The following is a 20,722-nucleotide window of genomic DNA, read 5'->3' on the forward strand; positions in this document are numbered from 1 at the left end:
GTAAGCATGTTGTTGACTCCAACCGCGGCAGTGGTGCGATTCTGAGCCGCAGTCATGTCTGAGAAGCCTTTATTGATTGCCTCTGTCTGCTCGCTTATCATCTCAGCAGAAATGCTGCTGCCGCCATACACGGTAGCATTTGCGGTGGCGCTTACGTACACATCACCCATTCTCATCACCTAACCCAATCGTCTTTGTGATACATAGACATTGTCCACCCTGTTTCGTAGTTCTGTCAAATTGGTATATGCCAACATTTCAAATAAGGTTCCCCTTGCGTCAAAAAATGAAACGCGTGTAACAAAAGCCGGATATCCGCTCTAAAGCTCATCAAAAGTCGCTGTTTTCAAAGATGGAATCATATTGATACATTACAATAAATTTCAAATTAATTTATAAAACAGTGAAAGCGGAAAACGTGGCTGTAAGCAAATTTAACTTATATATCTCGTTTTATTATAAAGAACACTCTGCGAATCGACCGCCCGCACTGAACCGTCCGGCTGCGGCCAGACCACGTCGACGATTACGTCGTTTCGACGTTTCTTGATGTTTCGATGAATCAGGACTCAGAAACTCAGCACCTCGACGAGGCCCGTATCGACGCGGTAGCGCGCGCCGACGATCATGAGTCGCTCATGCGCGAGCGCGTCGCGGATGATCTCCGAATGCGTCACGAGATGCTCGATCGTGCGTGCGATGTGCACCTGTTCGTAGTCATCGCTCGTATCAAGTCCGGACATCTGCGCCTGCCATACGGAAAGTCCGGCGTTTTTGAGGAATTGGGAGTCGGATGCCTCGATGACCTCGTCGAGGTTCTCCATGACTTCGTCGTGGAGCCGTTCGGATTCGTCCGAGACCTGCTTGACGAGCGCGTCGAGCTCCTGCGCGCCTTTCGCGACGGCCGCGCAATGCTGGTGCCCGAGCACGACGAGCAGGCTCACATGCAGTCCGCTGACCGCGTATTCCAACGACTGGAGCGCCGCGTCGTCGATGAACTCACCCGCCGTGCGCACCGTGAACATGTCCCCGAGACCCGCGTCGAAAATGATCTCCGGTGGCACGCGCGAATCCGAGCAGCCGAGCACCACGGCATCCGGGTTCTGCGTGTCGATGAGCGATTCGCGCGTCTCCTTGTCTTGCCACGGGTGTTCGGCCTTGCCTTCCGCAAAGCGCCGGTTGCCCGCGAGCATGCGGCTCCAAGTGCTGTTCGCGGTGGTTTCTTCGGTGCTTTCGGTCATGGTGACTCCTCTGATTGCTGCGGCTCATGCGTTAAGGTAAATCATAGAAGCTTTTGAATACAGCGCACTTTTCGATGCGCGCAATCGCAGGAGGTGGCGATGGCCGACCGCAAGGGGGCAAAGCGCCCTTCGATTTTTGAGGTGGCGAAACTTGCGGGCGTGAGCCATCAGACCGTTTCGCGCGTGATCAACGATTCCCCCAACGTCTCGCCGGCCACGCGCGAGAAGGTGGAGCGCGCGATTGCGGAGCTGGGCTACCGCCCCAGCAATTCCGCTCGCTCGCTCGCCTCGAACCGCACGCGCACAATCGGCATGATCGCTGGCGGCCAACGCTTTTACGGCCCGGTGACCGCGCTGGCGTCGGTCGAAGCGACCGCACGCGCGCACACGATGTTCGTTTCGGTGGCGATGGTCCACGAGGCGGAATGCACGCAGCCGGAATTCGACGACCTGTGCGGCATGTTCATGCAGCAGGGCGTGGACGCGTTCATCTTCCTGACCCCCACGGATGAGATGTTCCAAGTGGCGTGCCGTGCGAAGGTGACGCAGCCGTGCGTGATCATCACGTCCACACACGGGGGCGTGAGCGTGGGCGAAGGCATGCGCATGCTCAACGCGCGCCGCCGCCGCCGTGTTTCGTTTGTGGGAGTGGACCAGTGGGGCGGCATGGCTTCGGTGATGCGCCTGATCCGCAAATACGGCCACCGCAATGTGCTGTTTTTCGCGGGACCGAGCCAGTGGCGCGACGCGCACACGCGCCTGCTGGCGTGGAACAAGCTGTGTGCGGAGAACAAGGTGAATTCGGTGACGGTGCAGTGCGGCGACTGGGAGTCGGCCGACGCGTACCGCCGCATGAACCATATTCTCGACAACATCGGCTCGAACGGCGGCCGCCTGCCCACGTGCGCGGTCTGTTCGAACGACGTGATGGCGATCGGCGTGATCCGCGCGCTGCACGAGCATGGTGTCCGTGTGCCCGGTGACATGAGCGTGACCGGCTTCGATGACATTCCCGGTGTGAGCAACATGTACCCGCCGCTGACCACGGTGCGGCAGGATTTCGACGACCTGGGCGTGATGGCCATGAAGGAGGCGCTGTTTTTGATGGGCGACGGCGACGAGCCCGGCTACCCGGCTTCGTACCATGGCGTGGGGCTGGTGTCCGCCGACCTGATCGTGCGGCAGTCGGTGCGTGCCGCGCCGCGGCGCTGACACGAACAAGCGGGGGTTTCCGTGGTCACGGAAACCCCCGCTTGCGCATTCACTGCATCATTGGTTCATTTGGTGTGTTCGTCTGTGTTGTCTGCCTGTGACGCCTCCTTCGTGTTCCAGCCGAGCACCGCGTTCACCGCGCAGTACCCGGTGACGATGATGAGGCAGATGCTGAAGATGACATTCGACCAGCTGAAGAGCTCGCCCGCGTTGTTCGCCTCCACACAGGTCTGGACGAGCCAGATCGCGCAGGCCACTGCGGTGAGGGCGTAGAGTCGGGCGCGTGCCGCCGATGTGATGTTCATGATGTGCCTCTTTCGTTGATGATGTGGTGGTTCAGCTCTTCTTGCGCTTGGAAAGGATGTCCACGGCCACGGCGCCCAGGAGCACGAGGCCCTTGATTGTCTTCACCACTGCGGTGTCGACGCCCATGATGGACAGGCCCTGGTTGATCACGCCCATGACGAGTGCGCCGACCACAGCGCCCGGGATGGTGCCGACGCCGCCGGTGACGGCCGTGCCGCCGATGAAGCAGGCTGCGATGGCGTCCATTTCGAACTCCATGCCGGCCTGTGCGGTGGCGGAGGAGAGTCGCGAGAGCACGCAGACCGCGGCGATGGCCGAAAGGAATCCCATGTGCACGAAGAGGGTGAAGTCGACGCGCTTGGTGTTGATGCCCGAGAGGATGGCCGCCTTGCGGTTGCCGCCCACCGCGTACACATGACGGCCGAACACCGTGCGGGTGAGGATGAAGTTGTAGACGAAGACGAGCACGCCCAGGATGACGAGCATGATCGGGATGCCGCCCTGGTCGGCGTTGCCGGAGAGGGCCAGCAGGTAGGTGACGAAGCCGATGAGCAGTGTGGCGATGACGATCTTGGTCACGGTGAGCGCCATGGGCTCAGGCGTGAGGCCGGCCTTGGCCACCTTGCCGCGGCGGCGCAGCTGGCTCCATGCGAAGAGCGCGATGCACGCGATGCCGACCACGATGGTCAAGCCGTCGAACGGACCCCACCACCCAAGCAGCTGCGGCAGGTAGTTGCGGGCGATACCGCGGAACTCCGGCGAGGTGATCGGCACGGATTCACCGACGATCACGGTGGCGAGGCCACGGAAGATGAGCATGCCGGCCAGTGTGGTGATGAAGCCGGGGATGCCTACGTAGGCCACCCAGAAGCCCTGCCAGCAGCCGATGATCAGGCCGACGACGAGCGAGATGAGGATCGCGAGTATCCAGTTGACGCCCTGCCGTTCCATCAATATGGCGCACACACCGCCTACGAAGGCGACGATCGACCCGACCGACAGGTCGATGTGCGTGGCGATGATGACCATGACCATGCCGATGGCGAGGATGATCACATAGGCGTTCTGCTGGATGAGCGAAACGAAGCTGTTGGGCTTGAGCAGCACGCCCTTGGTGAGGAACTCGAAGACGAGCACGATCACCACGAGCGCGCCCACGATGCCGTACTGCTTCGAATTGTTGGCCAGTGTCGCGAGGAATCCCGCGCTCTTCTTTTCTGCTGGGGCTGCATTGGTGCTCATGATGCAACCACCTCCTTCTCCTTGGTCATGCCTTTCATGAGATATTCCTGGGTGAAGCCGTTCTTGTGCACGTCATCGGTGACGACGCCTTGGCTGACGGTGTAGATGCGGTCGCAGATGCCGATGAGTTCCGGCAGCTCCGACGAGATGACGATCACGGCCTTGCCGGCGTCGGCCAGCTGGTTGATGATCTCGTAGATCTCGTATTTCGCACCGACGTCGATGCCTCGCGTCGGCTCGTCGAGAATCAGGATGTCGGGGTCGGAGATGACCCACTTCGCGAGCACCACCTTCTGCTGGTTGCCGCCGGAAAGCGTGCCGACGTTCACATCGATGCTGTTGCACTTGATGTGGAAGTCGCGTCGGTACTCCTCGACCTCGCTCTGCTCGATGTTGTCGTTCATGATGCCGTGCGAGCTCATCTTCTCGAGCGACGCCAGCGAGGCGTTCTCGCGGATGTTCTGCAGCAGGTTGAGCCCGTAGACCTTGCGGTCCTCGGTGGCGTAGGCCAGTCCGGCGTTGATCGCGGCCTGCACGTTGGGCAGGTTCACTTCCTTGCCCTTGACGAACACCTTGCCTGAGATCTTGGAGCCGTACGAGTGCCCGAAGAGGCTCATCGCCATCTCGGTGCGTCCGGCGCCCATGAGCCCCGCGAGGCCCACGATCTCGCCCGAGTGCACGTTGATATTGGCGTGGTCCACCACGACCCGGTTCTGATCGAGCGGGTGGTGCACGGTCCAGTCCTCGATGCGCAGGTATTCCTCGCCGGGCTTGTTGGGCTCATGCTCCGGGTAGAGGTTGGTGAGCGAGCGCCCCACCATCTTGCGGATGAGCTCGTCCTGGTCCAGCGGCGTCTCCGGGGTGACGAACATCGTGCCCACCGTCGCGCCGTCGCGGATGATCGTCACATTGTCTGCGATGGCGGCGATCTCGTTGAGTTTGTGGCTGATGATGATGCTTGTCACGCCCTGCTCGTCTCGCAGCTGGCGCACCAGGTCGAGCAGGTGTGCGGAGTCCTCGTCGTTGAGCGCGGCGGTCGGCTCGTCGAGGATCAGCAGTTTGACGTTCTTGGACAACGCCTTGGCGATTTCCACGAGCTGCTGCTTGCCTACGCCGATGTCCATGATCTTGGTGTCCGGGTTCTCCGGCAGGCCCACGCGCTTGAGCAGTTGGGCCGCCTTGGCGCGCGTCTCGTCCCAGTCGATTACGCCGCCCTTGGCCTGTTCGTTGCCGATGAAGATGTTCTCGGCGATCGAAAGGAACGGGCTGAGCGCGAGCTCCTGGTGGATGATGACGATGCCGTCGGCCTCGGAATCCTTGATGGTGCGGTACTTGCACTCCTTGCCGTCGAAGGTGATGGTGCCTGAATACGAGCCATACGGGTAGACGCCCGAAAGCACGTTCATCAGTGTGGACTTGCCTGCGCCGTTCTCGCCGCAGATGGCATGTATCTCGCCGCGTTCCACCGACAGATTGACGCCGGAGAGCGCTTTGACCGGGCCGAAGGTCTTGACGATGTTGTTCATCGTCAGAATCGTGTTGTTGTCTGCCATGACGATCTCTTTCCCCTCAGGAGTGCCGTCCGTCAGCGGATGGCCTCTCCCTTGGTGAGCTTGTCGAAGCGTTCCTGCGTGAGGTACTTCGCCTTGACCAGGTCGTCGAGGTTCTCCACCGTGATGTTCTGCGGGTCGAGCAGCTTGGAGGGCACGTCGACGTTGTTGTTGTTGAATTCGCCGTTGATGCCCGTGACCTTCTTGCCTTCGGCGATCTCGATGATCATGTCGTACACCGCGTCGGCCAGTTCGTCCACGTTCTTGAAGACCGTCTCGCCCTGCTTGCCCGCGGCGATGTTCGACACCGCGATCTCCATGGCGTCCTGCCCGGTGATCGGTGGCCAGGATTCGGTGCCCGGCTTCATGTCTGGGCGCTTGGCTTCGATGGCGTTGATCACGCCCTGCGCAATGCCGTCGTACGGGGTGAGCACCGCGTCGAGCTTCTTGCCGCTGGCATAGGTGGAATCGAGGATCGACTCCATGTCTTTCTGCGCCTGTTCGGTCTTCCACGACTGCACCGAGATCTTCTGCCAATCGTCAACGGTGAAGTCCTTGGTCACACCGCCGCCGTGGTTGGACGGGCAGACGAGCACGCCCTTTTCGAAGTACGGCTGCAGGATGTCCCACGCGCCCTTGAAGAAGTACTTGGCGTTGTTGTCGTCCGGCGAACCAGTGAACAGCTCCATGTTGAAGGGGCCCTTTTCGCCGTCGTTGAGGCCCAGCTGGTCAACCAGATACTCGGCTTCCAGCTTGCCCACCTGCTCGAGCTGGAACGTGGCGTAGTAATCCACGGCGTCGGTGTTCATGATCAGGCGGTCGTAGGCGATCACCGTGGCGCCGGCGTCGCGCGCCTTCTCCACGGCGGGGCCAACGGCGGAGCCGTCCTTGGATGCGACGACGAGGATCTTGGCGCCTTGGTTCACCATGTTCTCGATGTCTGCGTTCTGCTGCGCGGGCTTGTCGTCCGCATAGTTGAGGACCACCTTGTAGCCGGCGTCCTCAAGCTTGTTCTTGAGGTTGTTGCCGTCTTTGTTCCAGCGTTCCTCGGACTTGGTTGGCATCGAAATGCCGATTGTCGCGCCTTTCTCGAGTTTCTGGGTGCCACCGGTCTGCTCGAATCCGGAACGGGTGGATCCGCATGCGCTCAAACCGGCGCATATCGCCAGACTGCTGATGAAGGCTGCTATCTTGGTGATGCGTTTCATCTGCTCCATCTCCTTCGACGGAATGTACAGCTTCTCTGCTGTGATCTCGATGAGATCTACGGTCAGGATACGCCTTTGTGTTAAGTTGTCAAACTCAACACGGCGTGTTTTGCGACACTGAGTTCACGTTCTGAACTCAATACAGGGAGTTTCTGCACATTTTCCACGATTTTCGTGTATTCAAGACTGATTTCCCGAGCGCGCCCTTTATGCTGGTGTGTATGGCAGGACGATTCTCAAAGAAGAAGCTGGGCTCGCAGAGCTCGCTTCGTGAAGCGAATCGCGCCAACCTGTTGGAATCGATCCATAAGTTCGGTGCGATGACGCAGGTGGAACTCGCCGAGATCATGGGCGTATCCACCGCCACGATCTCGGCGCTCGTGCACCAGCTGGTCGACGAAGGCCAGCTCGAGACGCATGGCACCGTGCGCAACGGCCGGCGCGCGCAGCTCGTCACGCTCGCACACCACAACGGACTGGCCGCCGGCGTGCACATCACACGCCGGGGCCTGCGCGTTGTGCTGTGCGACGACACGCGCTCGCCGTACATGGAGCACCATTACCCGCTCGCGCGCAACCATCTGCCCGACACGACGCTCGACATCGCCGCCCGCATGATTCGCGAATCGCTCCAGCAGATGGACGCGGGGGTCGACGAGCTGCTCGCGATCGGCGTCGCGTTGGGCGCGCCGGTCGACAAGCGCACGGGCATGCTCGCCGTGTCTGGCCTGCTGCCCGGTTGGGAGGACGCGGATGTCGCCGCCGCGTTCCGTGAGATGTTCGACGTGCCGGTGCTTGTGGACAACGACGCGAACATGAGCGCCTTCTGTGAGGCGCGCGTGGGCGCAGGCAGCGGCATCGAGGATTTTGTGTACGTGAATGTGGGCGATGGCGTGGGCGCGGGCATTGTGCACGGCGGCGAAGTGCACCACGGGGTGACCGGTCTCGCCGGCGAGATAGGCCACATCCAGGTGGATCCGCTGGGTGCCATATGCCAATGCGGCAATCGCGGCTGCCTCAATACGATTGTGGATGAGCAGAGGCTCACATCGCTGCTGGCGGTGACGCATGGCGACCTCACGCTCAATGATCTGGTACTCAAGGCGAATGAGGGCGATCCCGGCTGCCGGCGTGTGATCGCCGACGCCGCGGTGCGCATCGGCAATGTGGCGTCCACGCTGTGCATTTCGGTCGATCCCGAACTTGTGGTGGTCGGCGGCGAGCTTGCGCAGGCGGGCGAGGTGTTCCTCGACCCCTTCCGCGAGGCGTTGCAGCGGCTGCTCTTCCCCGATGCGTTGACACCGATCGCGGTGCTCGAAGCGAAACTGCCGAAGATCAATGGAGCGTTGGGAGCGGGCATCATGGCGATGGAGAACGTGGAACGGGCGGCCCTCAATGGCGGCCGTTCCCAGAAGGGCAAGCAGGGGGAAGGCAATGAGCCATCAGTCAACGTTGATTGAACTGCGCGGGGTCTCGAAACGCTACGGGAACGTGGAGGCGCTGCGTGACGTCGATCTTGCGGTGCAGACGCGGCAGATCGTGGCCGTGGTCGGCGACAACGGCGCGGGAAAATCCACGCTCGTGCACGTGCTGGCCGGGCTTGTGCAGCCAGACGCCGGCAGCATCGCGGTGCGTGGTGAGGCGGTGCGGCTCGACAGCGTGGCCAAGGCGGCGGAACTGGGCATTGCGTCGGCGTTCCAGCAGCCGCAATTCTGTGAGAACCTCGACGTCTCCGCGAACATCTTCCTGGGGCGCGAGATGCGCCAAGGGCTTTCGGTGCGCGACGACGCGGGCATGTACGCCAAGGCGCGCGAAGTGCTCAACACACTGTCCACACCGGTGCGCGCGGGGCAGAGCATCGCCTCGCTTTCGGGTGGGCAGCGGCAGACCGTGGCCATCGCGCGCACGCTGCTCAACAATCCCAGTTTGATTGTGCTCGACGAGCCGACGGCGTCGCTTTCGGTGACGCAGACCGCGGAGGTGCTTGACTACATTGTGCAGCTGAGGTCGGCCGAGCGCAGTGTGATCATGGTCTGCCATGACCTGCCGAATGTGTTCGCCATCGCGGACCGCATAGTCGTCATGCGGCATGGCGCCGTGTGCGCCGTGCATGCCACCGCAGACACCACGTACGAAGAGGTGATCGCGGAGATCGCCGGGGTGGGCAGGAGGTCGGCGGCCACCCGCATGCGTGCGCGTGCCACCCGTGCACACATGCCCCGTTCGCGTGGGACGGAGTGATCGCCCGGACCCCACAACGGCGCGGCTCACCAATCGACCAAGAAAGGTACACATATGAACACCACTGAAATCATCGTCTCCATTGTCGTCGGCATTGGCTGCTGCGCGCTGGGCATGTTCCTGGGGTCGATGCCACTCAAGCGTGAGCAGATCACCGAGGAGCAGAACAAGTACCAGCAGCTGAGTGGCCTGCTCGCATGCGGCCTTGTGGTGATCCTGATGCTGCTGAACATGAACATCGCCTCGTGGGTCTCCATCGCCGCGCTGGCGGTAGGTGTGGGCATCTGCCGCATTCCGGCGGTGCGCCGGTGGCTGTTGGCGCAGTTCCCCATGCTCAAGCCGGCCGAGCCGCAGTCACCGCTGCGCAAGGCGAAGCCGAGGAAGCGTTGAACGGCGGATCAGCGCTTCCTCGACGCGCGTTCCACCAAGGTGGAATCGGACGTGTAGACGTGCATCAACGTATATGGATGGCTGTCCAGCTCACCGGTGGAAGCACCACAGAGACGCTGCCATCGTGCATTGATGCCGAATCGTTGGTGTACGGTTCCACGCGGTTCTGGTCGTGGAGCGTGTTGGCGGCGAAGATGTCGTCGTCATGGAGGGTGCGGGCCTCAATCTCATGTGGTGTGAAGCCTTCCGGCAGTTTGATGTCGAACGCGCATTCGTCATCCAACGAGCGGTTGGTGACGAACACGGAAACCGAGCCGTCCGTGCCGCGCACGGCGACGGCGTTCGTGGAGGCCACGTCTCCGTAGCGTTCGGTGTGGTATTGGGGAGATTCAATCTTGGGTTCCAGCACGCTGCCGCCCTTGGCCCAGTCGGCGGTGAGCGAGAACGGGTAGAAGGTGGTCTGCCGCCATGCCGGGCCGTTGGGCTCGGTCATGATCGGCGCGATCACGTTGACGAGCTGGGCGAGCGACGCGGCGTGCACGCGGTCGGCGTTCTGCAGCAGTGTGATGAGCAGGTCGCCCACCACTACCGCGTCTGCCGCCGAATAGATGTCTTCGAGCAAACGGGGTGCCACCGGCCAATTGCCGATGCCTTCGGGGTTCCTGCTCGGCTCTTCGCCCATATACCACACGTTCCATTCGTCGAATGAGATGTACACGTTGTGGTCGCTCTTGAGTCGGGACTTCGTGGCGTCGATGGCGGAGCCGACATCTTTGATGAAGCCGTCCATATCCACGCCGGAGGCGAGGAACGACGCCATGTCACGCGATCCGTCGGGCAGGATCTGCGGGAAGTAATAGGCGTGCGCGGAGACGAAGTTCACCTTGTCGAAGGTCTGTTCGAGCACGGTCTCCTCCCATTTGCCGAAGGTGTTCATCGTGTGGCTCGATGAGCCGCAGACCACGAGCTCGAGATCCGGGTCGATCATGCGCATGCCGGCCGCGACCGAAGCGGCGAGTTTGCCGTAGTCCTCGGCGTTTTTGTGCCCGGTCTGCCATGGGCCGTCCATCTCGTTGCCCAAGCACCACATGCGGATGTTGAAGGGGTCTTTGGCGCCGTTGCGGATGCGCTCGTCCGATCGGGCGGTGCCCTCTGGGATGTTCGCGTATTCGAGCAGGTCCAGTGCCTCTGCGAGGCCGCGGGTGCCCAGGTTGACCGCTTCCATGAGCTCGTTGCCGCCGGCCTTGTGCAGCCAGGAGGCCATTTCATGTAATCCGAATTGGTTCGTTTCCGTGGAATGCCAGGCCAGATCGAGGCACCGGGGGCGGTCTTGCTTGGGGCCCACGCCATCCTCCCAGTTGTATCCGGACACGAAGTTTCCGCCGGGGTAGCGGATGGTGGTGGCGCCAAGCTCCTTGACCAGGTCGATCACGTCCTGGCGGAATCCCTCCTCATCTGCGGTGGGATGCCCCGGCTCGTAGATGCCGGTGTATACGCAGCGTCCCAGATGCTCGACGAATGAACCGAACACCCGGTCGTGCACCGGGCCGACCTTGAATTCGTCATCCACCACGAGTCTAGCGTGTGCTTCATTCTGCTGTGCCATATGGCCTCTTTGTCCTTTCTGCGTTACCCGACACGAAGGTTCACGCGCAATCGGCATGGGCTTCGCCGTCGAAGCCCATGGCCGCAATGGTGTTTGTATCTCAAAGTACCGCGTGTGCGTCCCCAACGCGTTGGATGGATGCCGGCGCTCAGCCAAAGACTGAAACGGCAACGCTTGCTCGGTGTGTTGGTCTGCTGGTGTTCGCCGAGGGCGAGCGTTATTTTGGTTCCTCGGCGTGTTTCCATGTATGTGAGCGCTAACATAGAGATGATTAACAACGACGTGCACATTCATACGGGGAGGAACGATGTCGGATTCGCAAGACAACATCGCCGAGAAGATCCGCAACGGGCGTACGTCCCTCGGCATTGAGTTCGGCTCCACGCGCATCAAGGCCGTGCTCATCGACGACGAGCGCAACACCATCACCACCGGCGACTATGGCTGGCAGTCGCATCTCGTGGACGGCCTGTGGTCGTACGACGTGGACAAGATCTGGCGTGGGCTGCAAAGCGTTTACGCCGACGTCGCCGACCATGTCAAGGCCGACTACGGCGTCAAGCTCACCCGTATCGGCCAGATCGGTTTCTCCGCGATGATGCACGGCTATCTGGCCTTCGACGCGGACGGCGAACTGCTCGTGCCGTTCCGCACATGGCAGAACACGAACACGGGCGAGGCGCATGAGCGTCTTTCGCAGCTGTTCCAATACAACATCCCGGAGCGCTGGTCGATCGCGCACCTGTATCAGGCGGTGCTCGACGACGAGCCGCACATCGGCTCGGTGCGCTACTTCACCACGCTCGCCGGATATGTGCATTGGAAGCTCACCGGGCGCAAGGTGCTCGGCGTGGGCGACGCCTCCGGCATGTTCCCCATCGATCCGCAGACCAAGACGTACGAGCAGGGGTTCATCGAACAGTTCGATGCGCTGCCCGACGTCGCCGCGCAACCGTGGAAGCTCGAGGACCTGCTCCCCGAACCGCTCGTCGCAGGCACGCCGGCCGGCGAACTCACGCCGGAAGGCGCGGCGCTGCTCGACCCCTCGGGCGTGCTGCAGCCGGGCGTCGCGCTCGCCCCGCCGGAAGGCGACGCCGGCACGGGCATGGTCGCCACGAACTCGGTGCGCCGCCGCACCGGCAATGTCTCCGCCGGCACGTCGATTTTCGCGACCGTCGTGCTCGAGCACAAGCTGTCCGCACTGCACTCGGAAGTCGATCTTGTGACCACTCCGGCGGGCGATCTGGCCGGCATGAGCCACGCGAACAACTTCACATCCGACCTCAACGCGTGGATCAATCTGTTCCGCGAATTCGCGCAGCTGGGCGGCGGTTCGGTCAGCGACGCCGACCTGTACGGCGAGCTGTTCCGCAGTGCGATCAGCGAACAGGCCGACCCGGACGCAGGCGGCATGCTCGCCTACCCGTTCCGCACCGGCGAATTCCTCGCCGGGCTCGCCGAAGGACGCCCGTTGTTCGTGCGTGAGCCGGAGGCGCGATTCAACCTCGCCAACTTCATGCGCGCGCAGTTGTTCGGCGCGTTTTCGCCCGTCACGATCGGCATGCATGTGATGACGCAGGACGAAGGCGTGCAGATCGATTCACTCGTGGGGCATGGCGGCATCTTCGCCACACCCGTCGTGGCGCAGCGCATCCTCGCTGCCGCGTTCGATACGCCGATCCGCGTGATGACCACGGCCTCCGAAGGCGGCGCCTGGGGCATGGCGGTGCTCGCCGGCTATCTGCGGCATGCGGAGACGCCTCTCGCCGATTACCTCGACACCACGGTGTTCGCAAACGCGCAGTCCGTGACGGAGGAGCCGCAGCCGTCCGATGTGGCGGGATTCCGCGAATTCTTCGCGCGGTTCATGCGCGCGCTGCCGGTCGAACGCACCGCGGTCGAATGCATGCCGATCGGCGGCAATCAAGACGACTGACCGAGTCAATACGAACCAATACGGAAAGGAACAACAATGGCAACACTCGCAGAGTACGGTCCGGAAGTCCGCGCGGAGGTCAAGCAGGTGCGCGAAGTGGTCGCGTCATTGCACGAACAGCTCATCAAGTGGAATCTCGTCGTGTGGACGGCCGGCAATGTCTCGCAACGCCTGCGCACGGCGGACCTGATGGTGATCAAGCCCTCCGGGCTGCGCTACGAATACCTGACGCCGAGCTCGATGGTCGTGTGCGACCTGGACGGCAATGTGGTGGACGGTGCGGAGTCGCCGTCGTCGGACACCGCTTCACACGCCTACATCTACCGCCATATGCCGGACGTGTACGGCGTGGTGCACACGCACTCCACGTATGCGACCGCGTGGGCCGCCACCGGGCAGAACATCCCGTGCGGCCTGACGATGATGGGCGATGAGTTCGGCGGCGACGTGCCGGTCGGGCCGTTCCGCCTGATCGGGTCGGAGGCGATCGGCGAAGGCGTGGTCGAGACGCTCAAGCAATACCCCAAGTCGCCGGCGGTGCTGATGCAGAACCACGGCCCGTTCACGATCGGCAAGGACGCCGAGGCCGCCGTCAAGGCGGCGGCGATGACGGAGGAAGTGGCGCACACCATGTGGGCCGCGCGCCAACTGGGCGAGATCATCCCGATTCCGCAGGAAGACATCGACAAGCTCAACGACCGCTACCAGAACGTATACGGGCAGCACTGAGCCGCCCATCATCCATATCAACCATCCACAGTGAAGTGAGGAATCAACATGGCAATGGACAACCCATTCGAGGGCAAAGAAATCTGGTTTGGCGTCGGGTCGCAGGACCTGTACGGCGAAGAGGCGCTGCGTCAGGTGGCACAGCAGTCCACCGAGATCGTGGACGCGCTCAACGCGAGCGGGCGCATCCCCGTCAAGCTCGTGCTCAAGCCGACGCTGAAATCGTCGGACGGCGTGCGCCGGTTCATGGTCGACGCCTCCGCGGACGACAACTGCATCGGCGTGATCACCTGGATGCACACGTTCTCGCCGGCGAAGATGTGGATCCGCGGGCTTGAGGCGCTCAAGAAGCCGCTGCTGCAGCTCAACACGCAGCACCACTTCGAGATCCCGTGGGACACCATCGACATGGATTTCATGAACCTCAACCAGGCCGCGCACGGCGACCGTGAATACGGCTACATCGTCACGCGGCTCGGCATTCCGCGCAAGATCGTGGTGGGGCACTACACCGACCCGGCGGTCGCCGACAAGATCGGCGTGTGGGCGCGCGCATGCGCCGGTTGGCAGGCCTCGAACACGATGAACGTGATGCGTTGGGGCGACAACATGCGCAATGTTGCCGTGACGGAAGGCGACAAGACCGAGGCCGAGCGCGTGTTCGGCGCCTCGATCAACACCTGGGCGGTCAATGAGCTCGTCGCGGCCTACAATGCGGTCAAGGAAGACCAGGTCAAGGACCTCATCGAGGACTACAAGGCGAAGTACGAGATCGCGCCCGAACTGCTCGACAAGGACTATGATTCGCTGTTCATCGCCGCGCGCGAGGAATGCGCGATGATGAACATGATGCGTGCCAACAACTGCACGGCCGGCGTAGACAACTTCGAAGACCTGGGCGCCCTGCCACAGCTGCCGGGCGTCGGCCCGCAGCGCTTCCCGTCCGAATACGGCTGGGGCTTCTCGGCCGAAGGCGACTGGAAGACGGCGGTGCTCGTGCGCATCGGCGCCGTCATGGGCTACGGCCTTGACGGTGGCGCTTCGCTCATGGAGGACTACTCCTACAACTTCACGCCCGGCAACGAGATGATCATGGGCTCGCACATGCTGGAGGTCTCGCCGTCCGTCGGCACGATCGCCAAGCCGCGCCTTGAGATCCATCCGCTCGGCATCGGCGGCAAGGCCGACCCCGTGCGTCTCGTGTTCACGGTCGCGCCGAAGCAGGATGCGGTCGTCGTGTCGCTCGCCGACGTTCGCACTCGGTTCCGCATGCTGATGAACGTCGTCGACGTCGTCGAACCGCTCGGTTCGCTCGACAAGCTGCCGTGCGCACGTGCGCTGTGGAAGCCCGAGCCGAGCCTCGAGGTCTCCGCCGAATGCTGGCTGCGCGCGGGCGGCTCGCACCACACGTGCATGACGACCTCGGTCGGACGTGAGGCGTGGGAGGACTTCGCGCGCATCGCAGGCGTCGAACTCGCGACGATCGACGCGGAGACGACGCCCCGCGCATTCGCGCGCGAACTCGAGATCGAGGACATGTACCACGAACTCGCGAACCGCCACTGACCAATCATCAGTGGTATCGATAATCAAATAACTGAACTCCTTTCTTCTCCTTCCTTCCCCTCGGCGGTGCGCCGACGTCCACAACGGGCGTCGGCGCACCGTCTTTTCCCGTACACGGGAGCTTCGTATGCGGTGCTAGCATCGGCAGATAGAGAAACGACAAAACGAACCACCGACGGACCATCCACAGAAAGGCGCGCCATGGGCACCCACAGCGAACAGCATCCAGACATCCCCCTCATCACACTGCACGACGGTACGCGGATTCCGCAGATCGGTCTCGGTGTGCTGCGCATCGACGACGAAGGTGTCGTACCCGTCGTCGAATCGGCGTTGGAAGTCGGCTACCGTCACATCGACGGCGCCGCCGGCTACAACAATGAGGAAGGCGTCGGGCGCGCGCTCGCCGCGACCGGATACAACACGGGCGAGCAACGCGCGTCGTTGTGGATGACAACGAAACTACGCGATTCCGAACAGGGATACGATTCCGCGATGCGCGCGTTCGACCATTCCCTCGACCTGCTGCGGCTCGACTACGTGGACATGTATATGATCCACTGGCCGACACCGTTCGACTGGCGTAGCGGCGAGACATGGAAGGCGTTCCGCGCACTGCGTGACGAAGGACGTGTGCGCACGCTCGGCGTCTGCAATTTCATGCCCGAGCACCTCGACCGGCTGTTCGATGAAACGGGGGAGTACCCGACCGTCAACCAGATCGAACTGCACCCCACATGGCAGCAGCGTGACGTCGTCGCGTACTGCCGCGCCCACGGTATCGCGGTGGAGGCGTATTCGCCGATGGCGCGCGGTGCCGACCTTGCGAACGGCGTCGTCGAGCGCATCGCCGCCGCGCACGGCGTGACGCCCGCGCAGGTCATTCTGCGCTGGCATATCGAAAACGGGACGATCATCATTCCGAAATCGGTGCACGCCGAACGCCAACGTGAGAACCTCGATCTGTTCGGCTTTGCACTCACGCCCGAAGAACATGCGCAGATCGATGCGCTCGACGGCCCGACGCGCGCCGGCCACGACCCAATGACGTTCACGTATGCGTGAGCGATACTGAGGCAAAGCCCGTCATTCCGGCAGCTCGCCCGTGTACGCGAACGTGAGCGGACGCCGTTTGGTGAATGTGATCAGCCCGGCCCGCTCGAGTTCCTCCACGGTTTTGCGCGTGCTTTGTTTGGACAATTGCAGGTGCTGCGCTGCGTCATCGAGCGTCATGCCGCCCGGGCTATCGAAAGCGGCTTTCTGTATGAGCGCGAACAGTGTCTGATGCGCGTGGTTGGACAGCTGGTGCTCGCGCCCGAGGTCTCCGCAATGTGCGTGTATTCGGCCTAGGCGGTTCAACTGCTGTGTCAACCGTTCGATGAGTTCGGTCTGCGCCTGCGCCACGCAATCGAGCAGCGTCTGCACGAAGAACGTGAGCTCGCCATGGTTGAGTGGATTCTCCGCGCTGCTGAACGCCTTGTAATAGTGCTGCCGATTGTCGGCGATCGTACGCGAAAGCGAAAGCACAGAGGGCAGTGTGAGCGTGGGCCGCAGATTCAGTGCGAGCAGATACCGGCCCATGCGTCCGTTGCCATCGTAGAACGGATGCGTGTATTCGAACAGGAAATGCGCGGCGGGGGCCGCCAACAGCGCGGGAATCTGTTCGGACCTCATCAAGGCGAGCATCTGGGTGAGCAGCTCATTGATGCGGGCCTCGGTGTGCGCGCCGGTGTGCACGACACGCTCGCCGGCGCCGATGATCTCCACGTCGCCATTGCGGAACAGTTCGCCGTCGGGGCGGTCGTCGTCGGCGATCTCGTCGCCCACCACGTCGTCGTAGATCGTGCGCAAGTCGTCAAGCGTCTGCGGCAGTTGTGTCTGTTCATCGGTCAGTCCCAGATAGAGGCGGGCAAACTCTTCGAAACGCACTGTGCGGTAGGGGTCGCGTGATGAATTCGGCTCGGGGTGTTCGGCTTCGTGCTGCGCTGTCTCGACTGCGTGCTGCACCTCTTTGCGCGTGCTGCGCACACCTTCGATGTCATTGGTGGAGAGGATCTCCTCGCTGATCGCATGCACGATGTAGCTGTGCTTCATGATGCGCGGGATGCCGTTCCACAGCACTGCGATCGAGCTTTCGCGCGCAAGCACGTCGTTGAGTTGGCGCGTGAGCTCGCGCGGCATGCCGATGAACAATTCGCCCAGTTTCGTAGTGATCCCCGTGCGGAATGTGGAGTCCGCGGTCAGGCGGGCGTGGGTGAGCTCCTCAAGATGGGTGCGTGCGGCCGTGGATGCGTCCATGTGGAACAACGTGGCGAGTGGTCTGTATTCATCTGCCATCAGGTGCCCCTTATTGATACTCCATAGTGTTTTCGTGCGGTATAGGGAGCATTCTAGCGCGTTTCATGCGTTCTTAATGATAGTTTCTATAAATAAGAGCATGCGATTCGCTGTTTTCGTCACTCTTTTCGACGTTTTGGTCACTTTTTTGCTTGTTTGATGACCATAACGGCGAAAACAGTGACGGAAACAGCGAATTCGCTGGGAGGGGCAATGGGATGTTGGAGTGTTGGGGGAGGGCACAAGGGGCTACATCAAAAAGGGGTGTGGGCTGGTTCGAAAGGACCGGCCCACACCCCGCTGGTGAGGCTGCCGTCACCATGCTGGCAGCCTCACTTGGCATCGCTTATCATCAGCCCGTGTTCTGGAGGCCGGCGGCGACGCCCGAAACAGTGCACAGGATCAGGTAGATGAACCCTGCCTGCTGGCTCTTCGAGAGCTCCTCCTTGTCCACCTTCTTGCGCAGCGAACGCAGCGCGAGCACCTGCGTGACCGAAAGCGCGTCGACATACGGGGAGCGGATGCGGATCGCCTGGCCGAGCACATGGCGGTGCTGGAGCGGCCATTCGTCGCCGACGATCTTGAGCACCCAGCGGCGCGTGAGTTCCATCTCGCGCAGCACCTTGTCACGCAGGTCGTCGCGGTCGCCGAGCGCGAGGTACATCTTCGCGATGCGTTCGTCGGTCTTCGCGAGTGACATCTCGATGTTGTCGATGAACGTCGAGAAGAGCGGCCATTCCTGATACGCCTTGCGCATCGTCTCAAGGTCGCCGAACGCTTCGCACGCCGAACCGAGGCCGTACCATGCGGCGAGGTTGATGCGCGCCTGCGCCCACGAGAAAATCCACGGGATCGTACGCAGGTCGTCGAGCGACTTCGCGCCAAGGCCACGCTTCGCCGGACGCGAACCGATCGGCAGCAGGCCGACCTCGGTGAGCGGCGTGACCGTTGAGAACCACGGCGCGAAGTCCGGCGTGTTGAGCAGGTCGAGGTACGTCGCATGCGAGACCTCGTCAAGCTTCTTCGCCATCGGCGCGAACGCGTCCGTCATCTCGGTGTTCGTCTTCTCGACGCTCGGCGCGGACTGCAGCAGCGTCGCGGCGGCGACGGATTCGACGTGGCGGATCGCGAGCACCGGGTTGCCGTAGCGGGCGAAGATGACCTCACCCTGTTCGGTGAGCTTGAAGCGGCACTTGACGGAACCCTTCGGCTGCGCGAGCACGGCGCGGTTCGCCGGGCCGCCGCCACGGCCTACAGCGCCGCCGCGGCCATGGAAGAGCGTCAGGTCGATGTCGTTCGCCTCGGCCCACGTCGCGATGCGCTCCTGCGCGGAATGCAATGCGAGCGTCGCGGACGTCGGACCGGCGTCCTTCGACGAATCGGAGTAGCCGAGCATGACCTCGAGCTTGCGGCCGGTCTGCTTGAGACGCGCCTGCACCTCGGGGATCTTGATCATTTCATCGAGCACGCTCACCGAGTTCTCAAGGTCCTCAAGCTGCTCGAAAAGCGGGATGACGTCGATGACGGGCGCATCGTCCGGGTTCGAGAACGCGAGGCGGTTGAGCTCGTACACGTCGCGCACGTTCTTCGCGCTCTTCGTGAACGAGATGATGTAGCGGCGCGCGGCCTTGACACCATTGCGCTTCTGGATCGCGCCGAGCGCGCGGAACGTGTCGAGCACTTCCGTCGTCATCGGCTGCAGTTCGCCGCGTTCGCCGTGCAGGCCATGCTCGCGGATGTCGTCGAGCGCGCGCGCATGCACGACCGAATGCTGGCGGAACTCCATCTCGACCATATGGAAGCCGAAGGTCTCCGTCTGCCAGATGAGGTCCTGAAGCGGGCCATAGGCGGCGCGCTTGTCACCAGCCTCGGCGAGCGAACGCTGCACGACGCGCAGATCGGCGAGGAAATCGTCGGCGCTGTGGTACATGAGGTCGGTGTCGCGCTTGATCGTGTAATGCAGACGGTCGGCCATGACGAGCATGACGGCGCGGTGCAGTTCCTTCGTCGAGATGAGCGACGCCTTGCTCGTGAGCCGTTCGCTGATCTCCTTCTGCTGGTTCCACAGCGTGTGCAGCTCGTCGCTCGGCGGCGTCGTCTCCGCCTCCATCGTCAGGTTGCGGCCGACGTTGCGCGTCGCCTCCTCAAGCGCGGCGAGCACATGATCGCTGAACTTGCGCGCGACCTGACGGCTCACCTTCGCGGTCACATTCGGATTGCCATCACGGTCGGAGCCGATCCAGCTGCCCGGGTGGAAGAACGCGGGGCACGCCGGTTCGACGGTGCCGGCCTTGTCGCCGAGGACCCAATCGTCGAAACGGCGGTAGACCATCGGGATCGTGTGGAACAGCGTGTTGTCGAAGATGTCGAGGATCGTGTCCGCTTCCTCGACCGGCGTCGGCTTCTTGAGCGCGATCGGCGACGTGCGGAAGAGCGCGTCGATCTCATTGTAGAGACGGCGGTAGCATTCCTTCTTGTCCGAACCACCGAGCAGACGGTATGCGGCGAGCTGGTCGGCGATGCGGCGGATCTTGCCTTCGACGGCCTTGCGGCGCGCCTCGGTCGGATGCGCGGTGAAGACAGGATGGAACTCGAGACGGTCGAGCAGCTCCTTCGCCTTCGCCGGGCCCATCTCGGCGATGAGCTGATGGTAGGCCTTCGTCATTTCGTTGACCGGATCGATCGCCTGGGTGTCGTCGACCTTCGCCTCACGCTCGTGCAGGACGGAGACACGGTAGTTCTCCTCGCACAGGTTCGCGAGATGGAAATACGTCGTGAACGCGCGCGCAAGCAGCTGCGCGTCGTGCAGATTCATCGCGTCAATCGTCTTGACGGCCATCTCCAGGTCATCGCGCTCGGGATGGGTGTCCGTGAGCACGCCGGAGAAGCGTTCCGCGCTCGCGTCGACGGCGTACTGGCGCACGGTGTCGAAGGTATTGAGCAGCGACTCGTCATATTCGGAAAGCACCCCACGGAGAATTTCGAGACACAGATCCATGTCCTCGTGCAGTGTGGGGGGAAGCTCACGCTCCTCGGGGGCCTTGGTCCCCAGACCGGACGTGACGATTGCCGCGTCCGCAGGCGTGATCTGTTCATTATCAGTCACATTGACCTCCTTCTAAGAACATCAGGTTGCTCGGTCTTCCGGTCATCCGCGG

Annotated in this window: 16 protein-coding genes; 8 read left to right on the forward strand and 8 right to left on the reverse strand. The window is 62.4% G+C overall.

The annotated features are described in order from the left end of the window. Positions 1 to 569: 569 nt before the first annotated feature. Positions 570 to 1,241, reverse strand: a complete 672-nt coding sequence (locus tag B1526_RS04245) for a carbonic anhydrase (protein ID WP_407640995.1) — start codon at positions 1,239 to 1,241, stop codon at positions 570 to 572. 99 nt (positions 1,242 to 1,340) lie between these two features. Here B1526_RS04245 and B1526_RS04250 point away from each other — a divergent pair, with 99 nt between their 5' ends. Continuing rightward, positions 1,341 to 2,453 carry a LacI family DNA-binding transcriptional regulator gene (locus tag B1526_RS04250; protein ID WP_095614857.1) on the forward strand — a complete coding sequence of 371 codons (1,113 nt, stop codon included), beginning with the start codon at positions 1,341 to 1,343 and terminating at the stop codon, positions 2,451 to 2,453. A gap of 65 nt (positions 2,454 to 2,518) precedes the next feature. On the opposite strand, the gene B1526_RS04255 is transcribed toward B1526_RS04250, so the two are convergent. The 4 genes from B1526_RS04255 to B1526_RS04270 are packed head-to-tail and all read right to left on the reverse strand — an operon-like array spanning position 2,519 to position 6,759. After that, the gene (locus B1526_RS04255) at positions 2,519 to 2,758 is read right to left on the reverse strand and encodes a carbon starvation protein (RefSeq protein WP_095507309.1); all 240 of its coding nucleotides are present in this window, start codon (positions 2,756 to 2,758) and stop codon (positions 2,519 to 2,521) included. Between the two features lie 31 nt (positions 2,759 to 2,789). After that, positions 2,790 to 4,001, reverse strand: a complete 1,212-nt coding sequence (mmsB, locus tag B1526_RS04260) for a multiple monosaccharide ABC transporter permease (protein WP_407640996.1) — start codon at positions 3,999 to 4,001, stop codon at positions 2,790 to 2,792. Beyond that, entirely contained in the window at positions 3,998 to 5,554 is a 1,557-nt protein-coding gene (locus B1526_RS04265) for a sugar ABC transporter ATP-binding protein (protein ID WP_095614859.1), read from the reverse strand. Before B1526_RS04265 ends, mmsB begins: the two co-directional genes overlap by 4 nt. Before the next feature lie 32 nt (positions 5,555 to 5,586). Continuing rightward, entirely contained in the window at positions 5,587 to 6,759 is a 1,173-nt protein-coding gene (locus B1526_RS04270; RefSeq protein ID WP_095614930.1) for a substrate-binding domain-containing protein, read from the reverse strand. Between the two features lie 221 nt (positions 6,760 to 6,980). On the opposite strand from B1526_RS04270, the gene B1526_RS04275 reads away from it, so the two are divergent. Genes B1526_RS04275 through B1526_RS04285 form a run of 3 tightly spaced genes read left to right on the forward strand, consistent with a single transcriptional unit; the run spans position 6,981 to position 9,390 of the window. Then, positions 6,981 to 8,219: an ROK family transcriptional regulator gene (locus B1526_RS04275; RefSeq protein WP_095614860.1), complete on the forward strand. Its 1,239-nt coding sequence runs from the start codon at positions 6,981 to 6,983 to the stop codon at positions 8,217 to 8,219. 31 nt (positions 8,220 to 8,250) lie between these two features. After that, a complete protein-coding gene (locus B1526_RS04280; RefSeq protein ID WP_235607028.1) occupies positions 8,251 to 9,000 on the forward strand; it encodes an ATP-binding cassette domain-containing protein in 750 nt (249 codons plus the stop codon). Between the two features lie 54 nt (positions 9,001 to 9,054). Continuing rightward, on the forward strand, positions 9,055 to 9,390 hold the full coding sequence (locus B1526_RS04285) for a hypothetical protein (RefSeq protein WP_095614862.1): 336 nt from the start codon (positions 9,055 to 9,057) through the stop codon (positions 9,388 to 9,390). Between the two features lie 64 nt (positions 9,391 to 9,454). Here the strand turns inward: B1526_RS04285 and arfA are convergent, their stop codons facing one another. Next, a complete protein-coding gene (arfA, locus tag B1526_RS04290; protein WP_095614863.1) occupies positions 9,455 to 10,996 on the reverse strand; it encodes an arabinosylfuranosidase ArfA in 1,542 nt (513 codons plus the stop codon). A 307-nt stretch (positions 10,997 to 11,303) separates the two neighbouring features. Between arfA and B1526_RS04295 the strand changes: the two genes are divergently transcribed. The 4 genes from B1526_RS04295 (at position 11,304) to B1526_RS04310 (ending at position 16,292) form a co-directional block, all read left to right on the forward strand. Beyond that, positions 11,304 to 12,932 (forward strand): xylulokinase, encoded by a 1,629-nt coding sequence (locus B1526_RS04295; RefSeq protein WP_095614864.1) that lies wholly within the window; start codon positions 11,304 to 11,306, stop codon positions 12,930 to 12,932. A gap of 36 nt (positions 12,933 to 12,968) precedes the next feature. Next, positions 12,969 to 13,661 (forward strand): L-ribulose-5-phosphate 4-epimerase, encoded by a 693-nt coding sequence (locus B1526_RS04300; RefSeq protein WP_022857911.1) that lies wholly within the window; start codon positions 12,969 to 12,971, stop codon positions 13,659 to 13,661. A gap of 48 nt (positions 13,662 to 13,709) precedes the next feature. After that, positions 13,710 to 15,227 carry an L-arabinose isomerase gene (gene araA, locus B1526_RS04305; RefSeq protein ID WP_095614865.1) on the forward strand — a complete coding sequence of 506 codons (1,518 nt, stop codon included), beginning with the start codon at positions 13,710 to 13,712 and terminating at the stop codon, positions 15,225 to 15,227. 201 nt (positions 15,228 to 15,428) lie between these two features. Beyond that, on the forward strand, positions 15,429 to 16,292 hold the full coding sequence (locus B1526_RS04310; protein ID WP_095614866.1) for an aldo/keto reductase: 864 nt from the start codon (positions 15,429 to 15,431) through the stop codon (positions 16,290 to 16,292). Between the two features lie 21 nt (positions 16,293 to 16,313). On the opposite strand, the gene B1526_RS04315 is transcribed toward B1526_RS04310, so the two are convergent. Both B1526_RS04315 and B1526_RS04320 read right to left on the reverse strand, forming a co-directional pair. Next, positions 16,314 to 17,564: a Fic family protein gene (locus tag B1526_RS04315; protein ID WP_095614867.1), complete on the reverse strand. Its 1,251-nt coding sequence runs from the start codon at positions 17,562 to 17,564 to the stop codon at positions 16,314 to 16,316. A 352-nt stretch (positions 17,565 to 17,916) separates the two neighbouring features. After that, the gene (locus B1526_RS04320; protein WP_095614868.1) at positions 17,917 to 20,670 is read right to left on the reverse strand and encodes a phosphoenolpyruvate carboxylase; all 2,754 of its coding nucleotides are present in this window, start codon (positions 20,668 to 20,670) and stop codon (positions 17,917 to 17,919) included. Between the last annotated feature and the right edge of the window lie 52 nt (positions 20,671 to 20,722).

It is taken from the genome of Bifidobacterium criceti, from assembly GCF_002286935.1.
GTDB lineage: Bacteria > Actinomycetota > Actinomycetes > Actinomycetales > Bifidobacteriaceae > Bifidobacterium > Bifidobacterium criceti.

What these genes read in the sequence shown, in the direction of transcription:
- arfA (WP_095614863.1), bottom strand. Translation starts at nt 10,996, where the DNA reads ATGGCACAGCAGAATGAAGCACACGCTAGACTCGTGGTGGATGACGAA.
- B1526_RS04255 (WP_095507309.1), bottom strand. Translation starts at nt 2,758, where the DNA reads ATGAACATCACATCGGCGGCACGCGCCCGACTCTACGCCCTCACCGCA.
- B1526_RS04315 (WP_095614867.1), bottom strand. Translation starts at nt 17,564, where the DNA reads ATGGCAGATGAATACAGACCACTCGCCACGTTGTTCCACATGGACGCA.
- B1526_RS04295 (WP_095614864.1), top strand. Translation starts at nt 11,304, where the DNA reads ATGTCGGATTCGCAAGACAACATCGCCGAGAAGATCCGCAACGGGCGT.
- B1526_RS04300 (WP_022857911.1), top strand. Translation starts at nt 12,969, where the DNA reads ATGGCAACACTCGCAGAGTACGGTCCGGAAGTCCGCGCGGAGGTCAAG.
- B1526_RS04275 (WP_095614860.1), top strand. Translation starts at nt 6,981, where the DNA reads ATGGCAGGACGATTCTCAAAGAAGAAGCTGGGCTCGCAGAGCTCGCTT.
- B1526_RS04265 (WP_095614859.1), bottom strand. Translation starts at nt 5,554, where the DNA reads ATGGCAGACAACAACACGATTCTGACGATGAACAACATCGTCAAGACC.
- mmsB (WP_407640996.1), bottom strand. Translation starts at nt 4,001, where the DNA reads ATGAGCACCAATGCAGCCCCAGCAGAAAAGAAGAGCGCGGGATTCCTC.
- B1526_RS04285 (WP_095614862.1), top strand. Translation starts at nt 9,055, where the DNA reads ATGAACACCACTGAAATCATCGTCTCCATTGTCGTCGGCATTGGCTGC.
- B1526_RS04270 (WP_095614930.1), bottom strand. Translation starts at nt 6,759, where the DNA reads ATGAAACGCATCACCAAGATAGCAGCCTTCATCAGCAGTCTGGCGATA.
- B1526_RS04310 (WP_095614866.1), top strand. Translation starts at nt 15,429, where the DNA reads ATGGGCACCCACAGCGAACAGCATCCAGACATCCCCCTCATCACACTG.
- B1526_RS04250 (WP_095614857.1), top strand. Translation starts at nt 1,341, where the DNA reads ATGGCCGACCGCAAGGGGGCAAAGCGCCCTTCGATTTTTGAGGTGGCG.
- araA (WP_095614865.1), top strand. Translation starts at nt 13,710, where the DNA reads ATGGCAATGGACAACCCATTCGAGGGCAAAGAAATCTGGTTTGGCGTC.
- B1526_RS04245 (WP_407640995.1), bottom strand. Translation starts at nt 1,241, where the DNA reads ATGACCGAAAGCACCGAAGAAACCACCGCGAACAGCACTTGGAGCCGC.